Genomic DNA, 8,338 nt, shown 5'->3' on the forward strand with positions numbered 1-8,338 from the left:
AGGGGGAGAGGGGGAGAGGGGGAGAGGGGGAGAATGGGAGAGGGGGAGAGGGGGAGAGGGGGAGAGGGGGAGAGGGGGAGAATGGGGAGAATGGGGGAGAGCAGATTGTGATTCTCGGCGGTGAAGGTATAGGGCGTCACGCAGTCGGTGGAGGAGCGGCAATCTACGATTACGCGATGCGACTGCTGCGATCGAATCTCGGGCGAGAACTCGAACGGGGAGAAAAAATTACTGTCACCCTGATTCTGCCGTTAGGGCGCCAACTAGCCGCCCGCACTTCTAACGAAGCTTTCGGCGTTGTAGAAGGACTTTCGCTGCTGGGTACCACTGGCATTTCTCAACCCCTGAGCGCCCCCGGACAGTTGGAAGTTTACCGCGAACAACTGCAACAAAAAGCCGAACAGTTTGACACTTTAGTATTCTGCATTGGCGAAAACGGTTTGGATTTGGCGCGACAACTGGGGATTAATTCCTCTAGGCTCGTCAAAACCGCTAACTGGCTGGGCCCGCTGCTTGTAGAAGCAGGATGTCAGGGCGTGCGATCGATTTTGCTGTTTGGCTATCACGGTAAACTGATGAAATTGGCGGCGGGGATTTTTCACACTCACCACCACCTCGCCGACGGGCGCAGGGAAATTCTCACAGCTTACTGTGCTAAAGCTGGAATGCCCGCTGATGCGTGTTCCGCAATTTTTGCCGCAGCGACAGCCGAAGACGCTCTCGGGCAACTGCGGGCTTTGGATGCGGAAACTGGCAGCAATTGGGTCGATCGAATTTACGGCGATATCGCCCGACAAATAGACTTGCGATCGTCGGATTGCATTTTTACTCACACCAACCGGAGAATCCCCGTGGGATCGGTGATGTTCGGGCGCGATCGCAAAATTATTGTTAAAAGTGATATAGGAGATACATTTTTGACCCAAATTTGTTAATGTAGTGTGAATATCCCTGAATTCTGTTTAAAACATCGCTCAGGGATAATATTTAACAAGTAATAATTCTTTGTCCCTAGACCTTAATTATACTAGGTTGCTTGGGGACGCAGTTTTTGACGCCAGAGTTTAATTAATTAGGGTAAAGATTGAAGTAAATCTATGCTTGCCCTCGACCCTATTAATCGACTACGAGCGCTGACTGCAATCTAGTATAAATAAGATTTATTCCTAGCGACTAATGCTTGCTCGCCTTCCTCAGTTTTGTAGTGAAAGCGCGACAAATACCTCCCCTACTTTCTGCCCAATTAGCAATTAGCAATTACGCAATAACCGTGACTACTCAAATAAAAACTGAATCAGACCTCACAAACTCTTCTCTGCGGCCGATCGATCGCCAGACGATCGTGATTCTCGACTTCGGTTCGCAATATTCCGAACTGATTGCTCGCCGCATTCGCGAAACTCAAGTATATTCAGAAGTTATTTCTTACCGCACTACGGCAGAACAGTTAACCGCTATCAATCCTAAAGGAATTATTCTGTCAGGAGGCCCGAGTTCTGTATACGATGAAAGAGCTCCCCAATGCGACCCAGAAATTTGGAATTTGGGAATTCCGGTGCTGGGTGTTTGCTACGGGATGCAGTTGATGGTAAAGCAGCTCGGCGGGAAAGTTGAGCGGGCTAAGTTAGCCGAATACGGCAAGGCATCGCTATTTATTGACGATCCTACGGATTTGCTGACAAATGTCGAGGAGGGCAGCACGATGTGGATGAGCCACGGAGACTCCTGTAGCAAGTTGCCGTCGGGTTTTGAGATCCTCGCTCACACGGACAATACTCCGTCTGCTGCTGTTGCTAACCACGAGAAAAATTTGTACGGGGTTCAGTTTCACCCAGAAGTGGTTCACTCGATCGGCGGACAAGCTTTGATTCGCAATTTTGTTTACCATATTTGCGAGTGCGAACCGACTTGGACGACAGCTACTTTTGTCGAGGAATCGATTCGCGAAATTCGAGAGCAAGTCGGAGAGAAACGAGTTTTGCTGGCTCTATCGGGCGGTGTAGATTCTTCTACTTTGGCTTTCTTGCTGCACAAGGCGATCGGCGACAAACTTACCTGTATGTTTATCGACCAAGGGTTTATGCGGAAGCAAGAACCTGAAAGGTTGGTGAAATTATTTAAAGAGCAATTTCACATTGACGTTGAGTATGTTAATGCTCGCGAACGCTTTTTAGCTCAACTTGAAGGCGTTACCGATCCGGAAGTAAAACGCAAGCGGATCGGTCACGAATTTATCAACGTATTTGAAGAAGAATCGAAGCGTCTGGGCCCCTTTGACTACCTCGCACAAGGTACTCTTTATCCTGATGTGATTGAGTCGGCTGACACGAATGCAGACCCGAAAAGCGGCGAGCGAGTTGCTGTAAAAATTAAAAGCCACCACAACGTGGGGGGTTTGCCGAAAGATTTGCGATTTAAGCTGATCGAACCGCTGCGAAAACTGTTTAAGGATGAGGTGCGAAAAGTCGGCCGGTCGATCGGGCTTCCCGAAGAAATTGTCAACCGACAACCTTTCCCGGGCCCGGGATTGGCGATTCGGATTATAGGAGAAGTTACCGCAGAGAGACTAAATATTTTGCGGGATGCTGACTTCATTGTTCGCCAAGAAATTAACCGCCACGGATTGTACGGCGAACTTTGGCAAGCTTTTGCAGTTTTGCTGCCGATTCGCAGTGTAGGGGTGATGGGCGATCAGCGCACTTATGCTTACCCGATCGTTCTGCGGTTTATTAAGAGTGAAGACGGGATGACGGCTGATTGGGCGCGGGTTCCTTACGATTTGTTGGAACTGATCTCGAATCGGATTGTGAATGAGGTTAATGGGGTGAACCGGGTGGTTTACGATATTACTTCTAAGCCGCCGGGAACGATCGAGTGGGAGTGATGGGTAGTTAGGGGGCGGGTTTAGGAGATTGTGGGTTTTAGGAAATTATTGTGGGTGAAACCCGCCCCTTGTATCTACAGAAATCGCGTTCAGGGGAAGGGATCTGTACGGTCTGAACAACTAGATTAATCATTGCTTTATTCCTCTGTTCGCTGCGAAATTTGCTGCTGTGTACTTTGGGCTAACTTTTCTTCGTAAGATTCCAGCCCTTTGGTAACTAGGATTCGCAACACCGCCGACAGGGCTCTATCGGCTAACTCTGGCAAAGCCGAAACAGCCGCAATTCTTTCGCGCAATCCTTTGATGTCTACTGTTGTTCGATCGGGTTTAGTCATCTGTTCAGTGTATCGCATTACATCAGCCAGAACAATAATGATTAATTTTGATTAATTTTGATGCAAATTGATGCAAAACTGTTATAGTAGCCTCAGACAACAAAAACCAAACCCCCAACGCTTCTGACTCCAATCTAGACACGGCAGGGGTTTGGACTCCCAAATTCAGGAGGATACTCTATGATATCAACTTCCAAGTCAGTCCCGGAACTGTTGCGAGAAAAGATTCCCGATGTCCCTGTTAACAAGCAACCCGTCCGCTTGCTGGCCTGTGGGCTTCCCAAAGGCGTAGACAGCATGGTTCACCAGTTGCACGTCAAAGGTGTTGCAGAAGTTTGGGAGTGGAGCCCGCCGATACCCTCACCTGTCAGTGGTGAAGTAATTCGGATTTTGATTCGCTATTTTGCCGAGTGATAGTTTGGGGGCGATGGCATTTTTTCTGTTGCGTGCGATCGCCCCTTAACCGATCGGTTAATCTAAAGTTAATGCCAATAAAAGTTAGATTTATCGATCGAACGTGGATGGGGTGCGATCGCAATTAAACATTGCGATCGGTCATTTCAGCATCCAGCAGCAATTCGCACTGTTGAAACACGTAATTGATCGCAGCAAAAAGTTTGTCTAATTCTTGAATTGTATAAAACGTTTGATTGCGAGTAAAAACATTAGATTTGAGTTTGCCTAACTGCCAGCGATCGCCATTTGATACAATTCCAAATATCTCTTGCTCTGGATTTTCATTCAGTCGCTGTGCGGCAATCATTTCAGCCATACACTGCGCCCATCCTGCCTCAAAGTTATCCTGTTTTGCTTCAATTAACAAAAAGTAAGGCTTGTCAAACACCACATTTCCCAACGGAGACTTTTTGGCTAATATATATTCAGGAAATCCTGAAAGCTTTTCGTCATAGGTTAAAGATTTGTGACTCCACAAGATGAATTTTCGGCGATATTGCTTCCAAACTTCCTTTAAAACAGGATAAATCAGATTTTCACAAATGGCAAATTCAGAACAGTCTGCTGCACCATCTTGCATGACTATTTCCAAGTCTTCTCGGAAGTAATTGGGGATATTGAATTCAGTTTCAATAATAAAGTTAGATTGGGTATAGGTAATCTGAAATTCTTTGACAACGGTATCGATAGTTTTGTAAGCGCTGAATGGCATAATCACTTACCAAATTTAGGCTTCGTATTTTATTGAGCTGATTTTAGCATGAGGAAAGGGCGATCGGCTTTAAGTGCGATCGGTCGTTTCAGCATCCAGCAGCAATTCGCACTGTTGAAACACGTAATTGATCGCAGCAAAAAGTTTGTCTAATTCTTGAATTGTATAAAACGTTTGATTGCGAGTAAAAACATTAGATTTGAGTTTGCCTAACTGCCAGCGATCGCCATTTGATACAATTCCAAATATCTCTTGCTCTGGATTTTCATTCAGTCGCTGTGCGGCAATCATTTCAGCCATACACTGCGCCCATCCTGCCTCAAAGTTATCCTGTTTTGCTTCAACTAACAAAAAGTAAGGTTGTTCAAAGACGACTTTTCCTAACGCAGAACGTTTAGCCAAAATATATTCAGGAAATCCCGAAAGATATTGGTCATAGGTGAGAGATTGATGACTCCACAAAACAAACCCACTGTAATAGCGCTTCCAAACTTCTTTGATGACTGGATAAATCAAATTTTCGCAAATGGCAAATTCAGAATTGTCAACTACTCCTTCTCGCATTGTAAATTCTAAATCTTCTCGAAAATAGTCAGAGACATGAAACTCTGTTTCTACTATGAAATTAGATTCGGTGTAGGTTATTTGAAATTCTTTCAGGACTGAACTGATGGTTTTATAAGCACTGAAGGGCATGATCGCTTACCAGATTTAGGTTGCGTATTTTATTGAGCTGATTTTAGCATGGGTAAAGGGGATGGGGGAGTGGGAAGGGCGATCGCCTCAACATTAGGATTTTGGTCTTTTCTGTCTTTCCCATGCTTTACTATTGCTTCCTCCACTACCATCGCTAGTTGGTAATCTTGGCGGTGTTGAGGGAGGTGTAGAGTTATCTAGTCTCCGATTATCCTCATCTATTGTATCCATTACCTGGAATGGAGTTGGCAGTACCAAACGACATTTGTACTCATTAACTGTCTTGTCACCTTCCTTCGGTTGACAGAGGTAGTCTTTTTTGATATCTCTTTCGATTTCCATATATCGTGTCCTTGTTACAGGTGGAAAATCCCATGTCAGCATAGTGAGCAACATCTTGATGCGCGGCACGTCTTTTAACTTTATAGTTTCGCGGTTTGCTGTAATTGGAAAGTCTTGGGGGCAATCTTCGATGCTGATATTATTGACGATGTAGCGTTCAAACTCTTCTAAGAAACATTTTTGTTCTTCGAGAGTAGCATTGCGATCGCTAGTTACCCACTCATCTCCATCAAATAGTTGGGTGTATCGCTGCTTAGGCTCATTTTTGTAGCGCTAGCGTTCATTTAGGATGAGTTTATATTCTATTGTCACAGCACCCATTCCTAAAGGCTTACCCATACCAAGAGACAAACGATATTTTTCTTTACCATCAAGACTTATCATCTTGAGTTTGTCAGTATCGTCTCCTGCCAAAGTCAATATCCACAGTAATGCACCCAATTCTACATCACTCAAATTTTCAAACTGAATCTTGAACTCAAAAGAGACATCAGCTTTAATTGGCTTAATTTCGGTGTATTGCGATCGCTTCTCTTCAATCTCAGATTCAGTACCTTCTGCTTGAATTCTCTCCTGACTAACATTGCCTTTATGCCAGTAAAGTTTATGCCCTCTAATTACTGTTTTTGTAATTGGCTTATCATAGTGTTTGAGTTTGCTTTTTACAGCTTGGGTATCTTCCGGTTGCACTAAGTAGTGTTGAAATGTCGTTGGTTTAGGACTAGCCAGAATTTGCGGCGTAATTGTGTCATCAGTCAGCCAGATATCATCATTAGCTTTATCTTGGGCATTCTCATCAGGTTTATATTGGGCATCGCTGACAAAGATTCGCCCAGCACGAGATTGTTCTCGCCGATCTTTGCTGTTTTCAGTAGCCTCTCGTTCTGTTTTGTCTTTTTTACCCCTGACAAAACCAAAAATTGCATCAGCCAAATCAATCAGATCGGATTGTCCGACTTCTTTAGGAATAAAATTAACGGCTGAAGCTGCTTGACCATCATTGCTGGGAGAATAGGGGATACGAAAGTTAGGACTCTGACCAAATAATGTCACAACTGGCTGTTCATTGTGTGATTCACAGTAAAAAATAGGTAGACCCTCTTGCAGCAATCCCATCTTTTCATCGAATCGATTTTTAGGATTATTGTGAAATGGCTTTTCCTTACCCTTCTGAAAATTAGTAAGTGCGTCCCGATAATTTCGGATTGCATCAGGGCTAATCTCAACTCGCCTAGCAGAGCGATCGGCTTCCCCAATGATATAGTGATACTTACGCCCTTCTTTTTTCCGCAGTAATTCCTCTCGTTTCATTTCTGTAGTTTTTTCTAGCATATTTTCTAGCATATTACCGCTAGTAACGATCCACCCCTGTTGGGAATGCTGAGTCAAATCTTCACTGACATTTATAGATGTTGCTGTTACCTCAAAGCTAATTTGGATGTACTGGGGAATATAGCTAGTCTTTTTCATTAAAATTAGGGAAGGAAGAGTGTCTTGAATATCCTCTTCCTTAACTTCTATAAATAATTGCCCGTTAATTTTTTGAGCAGGTCGCAGAAACCATTTATTTTGTTTTTTTTCAAATTCTAAGTGACCAGCTTTAACATTTTTCAAACGCTCTTTATATGGGTTGCTGAGAGGGTCGTCTTTATCAGCCGCAACTGCACGGAAGAATAATTTTTGTTGGTCTGAAACTCGCTCAATCTTGCTAAAACTGATAATTTCTACTAAATTCCGCAACATTCCTCGCAAACTGCTACCTGGAAGGACAGGATGTAGATTTGCAGGATGCTGGAAAAATTTAGCTTTATTTTTACGCTGATCTGATATCAACTCTTCATTAGGTGTATCGCCAAAAGTTGCGAAGTCAACAGGACTTAAACCACAACGAATGTAGAGAGGTGATGCTGTTTTGAGCGTACAGGTAATTTTACCAGTGTGGCGATCGCTATAATAACGGTCATTGTCCCGCAGCTTACCATTACACTCAACTTGCGCTGGGACAACTTTATGGGGAAGTTCGACAAAATTGTATGGTGCGATCGCTTTACGCTCATCAGGCACTTGCTTTAAATGTCTTGGATTCATGAGATTTTCTCCTTTTTGAGAGATACTAAACGGCTAAAAAAAATCCTCGCTACTCCATCTGAGTCGTAGCAAAAATAGTGATTTACTTCTAGTCTAACTGGACGATACAGGTCATTTTTATCTTTGCTAAAGTAACTTTGTTCTACAGCTATAGGAACAGCGTGTTTCAGTCCCTGAGAACCATCTGACAGCAAGGTAAAGTTACCATGATTTTTTCCCTGCGTACCCCAGAGAATTTGTGGTTCAGGAATTAAACCTATTTTTTGTTGAGCAATTAACTCTAAAACTTTGCTTTGCAATATTAGACGCGATCGCCATTCTCCATTACTATTCCATAGTAACACTTCCCCTGCTTCTCCAAACACTCGACATTGTTCCAGCGTTTTCAACCGCAATTCTGGAAAATTACACTCAGGAAATACCTCTCTAGCGGTTGTTAACGTCCCACTGTCAATATCAAAATTTCCCCAGATAACTCCATCTTCAGCATGAGCTAACAGATAGGGTAACTGATAAATTTGTGCCTGCTGCTTTAGCCAATCCTTAAGCGACTGTTCAGTAAGGTTTTCAACTGATATTTGACAATATTCCTGATTCATGATATTTTATCCACAAAATTGCTAACAAACTCTTCTAGTTTTTGTTTATCTTCTCCAGCAAATTCGAGCTTCCCATTGTTTTGAGAGATTACCCATTTTTGCTCTGATTTTTCTGGTTGTTGCCAAGTTAGAGTGACTTCTACTCCCTGCAACCGGCTCTCCTGACTTTATGGTGTATAATGTAACAAACAATACATTTGCTGTCATGGACTTTTATTTGGACTAT

At 43.5% G+C, this 8,338-nt stretch carries 9 protein-coding genes; 3 read left to right on the forward strand and 6 right to left on the reverse strand.

Features of this window, described 5'->3' with window-relative positions; all coding sequences use genetic code 11:
- Positions 1-935: cobalt-precorrin-5B (C(1))-methyltransferase CbiD (gene cbiD / locus QUB70_RS30310; protein WP_332985425.1), on the forward strand; the 935-nt coding region annotated here is incomplete at its 5' end.
- Positions 936-1,282: 347 nt separating this feature from the next.
- Complete coding sequence (guaA, locus tag QUB70_RS30315) at positions 1,283-2,884, forward strand: glutamine-hydrolyzing GMP synthase (protein ID WP_442927855.1); 1,602 nt, start codon at positions 1,283-1,285, stop codon at positions 2,882-2,884.
- Positions 2,885-3,021: 137 nt separating this feature from the next.
- On the opposite strand, the gene QUB70_RS30320 is transcribed toward guaA, so the two are convergent.
- The gene (locus QUB70_RS30320; RefSeq protein WP_332985428.1) at positions 3,022-3,237 is read right to left on the reverse strand and encodes a hypothetical protein; all 216 of its coding nucleotides are present in this window, start codon (positions 3,235-3,237) and stop codon (positions 3,022-3,024) included.
- A gap of 162 nt (positions 3,238-3,399) precedes the next feature.
- On the opposite strand from QUB70_RS30320, the gene QUB70_RS30325 reads away from it, so the two are divergent.
- Complete coding sequence (locus tag QUB70_RS30325) at positions 3,400-3,633, forward strand: hypothetical protein (RefSeq protein ID WP_332985430.1); 234 nt, start codon at positions 3,400-3,402, stop codon at positions 3,631-3,633.
- Positions 3,634-3,757: 124 nt separating this feature from the next.
- On the opposite strand, the gene QUB70_RS30330 is transcribed toward QUB70_RS30325, so the two are convergent.
- The 5 genes from QUB70_RS30330 to QUB70_RS30350 form a co-directional block, all read right to left on the reverse strand.
- Complete coding sequence (locus QUB70_RS30330; RefSeq protein ID WP_332985431.1) at positions 3,758-4,387, reverse strand: hypothetical protein; 630 nt, start codon at positions 4,385-4,387, stop codon at positions 3,758-3,760.
- A gap of 69 nt (positions 4,388-4,456) precedes the next feature.
- On the reverse strand, positions 4,457-5,083 hold the full coding sequence (locus tag QUB70_RS30335; RefSeq protein WP_332985433.1) for a hypothetical protein: 627 nt from the start codon (positions 5,081-5,083) through the stop codon (positions 4,457-4,459).
- Between the two features lie 615 nt (positions 5,084-5,698).
- Complete coding sequence (locus tag QUB70_RS30340) at positions 5,699-7,513, reverse strand: TIGR03986 family type III CRISPR-associated RAMP protein (protein ID WP_332985435.1); 1,815 nt, start codon at positions 7,511-7,513, stop codon at positions 5,699-5,701.
- A complete protein-coding gene (gene csx19 / locus QUB70_RS30345) occupies positions 7,510-8,112 on the reverse strand; it encodes a type III-D CRISPR-associated protein Csx19 (protein ID WP_332985436.1) in 603 nt (200 codons plus the stop codon). Before csx19 ends, QUB70_RS30340 begins: the two co-directional genes overlap by 4 nt.
- Positions 8,109-8,264: a hypothetical protein gene (locus QUB70_RS30350; RefSeq protein WP_332985437.1), complete on the reverse strand. Its 156-nt coding sequence runs from the start codon at positions 8,262-8,264 to the stop codon at positions 8,109-8,111. The genes csx19 and QUB70_RS30350 overlap by 4 nt, the downstream gene beginning before the upstream one ends.
- Positions 8,265-8,338 lie beyond the last annotated feature (74 nt).

Source organism: Microcoleus sp. A003_D6, assembly GCF_036702825.1.
Taxonomy (GTDB): Bacteria; Cyanobacteriota; Cyanobacteriia; order Cyanobacteriales; family Microcoleaceae; genus Microcoleus.

Excerpts from the sequence above, each read along its gene's own strand:
- QUB70_RS30330 (WP_332985431.1), bottom strand. The coding sequence starts at position 4,387 with ATGCCATTCAGCGCTTACAAAACTATCGATACCGTTGTCAAAGAATTT.
- QUB70_RS30335 (WP_332985433.1), bottom strand. The coding sequence starts at position 5,083 with ATGCCCTTCAGTGCTTATAAAACCATCAGTTCAGTCCTGAAAGAATTT.
- QUB70_RS30325 (WP_332985430.1), top strand. The coding sequence starts at position 3,400 with ATGATATCAACTTCCAAGTCAGTCCCGGAACTGTTGCGAGAAAAGATT.
- QUB70_RS30320 (WP_332985428.1), bottom strand. The coding sequence starts at position 3,237 with ATGCGATACACTGAACAGATGACTAAACCCGATCGAACAACAGTAGAC.
- csx19 (WP_332985436.1), bottom strand. The coding sequence starts at position 8,112 with ATGAATCAGGAATATTGTCAAATATCAGTTGAAAACCTTACTGAACAG.
- QUB70_RS30340 (WP_332985435.1), bottom strand. The coding sequence starts at position 7,513 with ATGAATCCAAGACATTTAAAGCAAGTGCCTGATGAGCGTAAAGCGATC.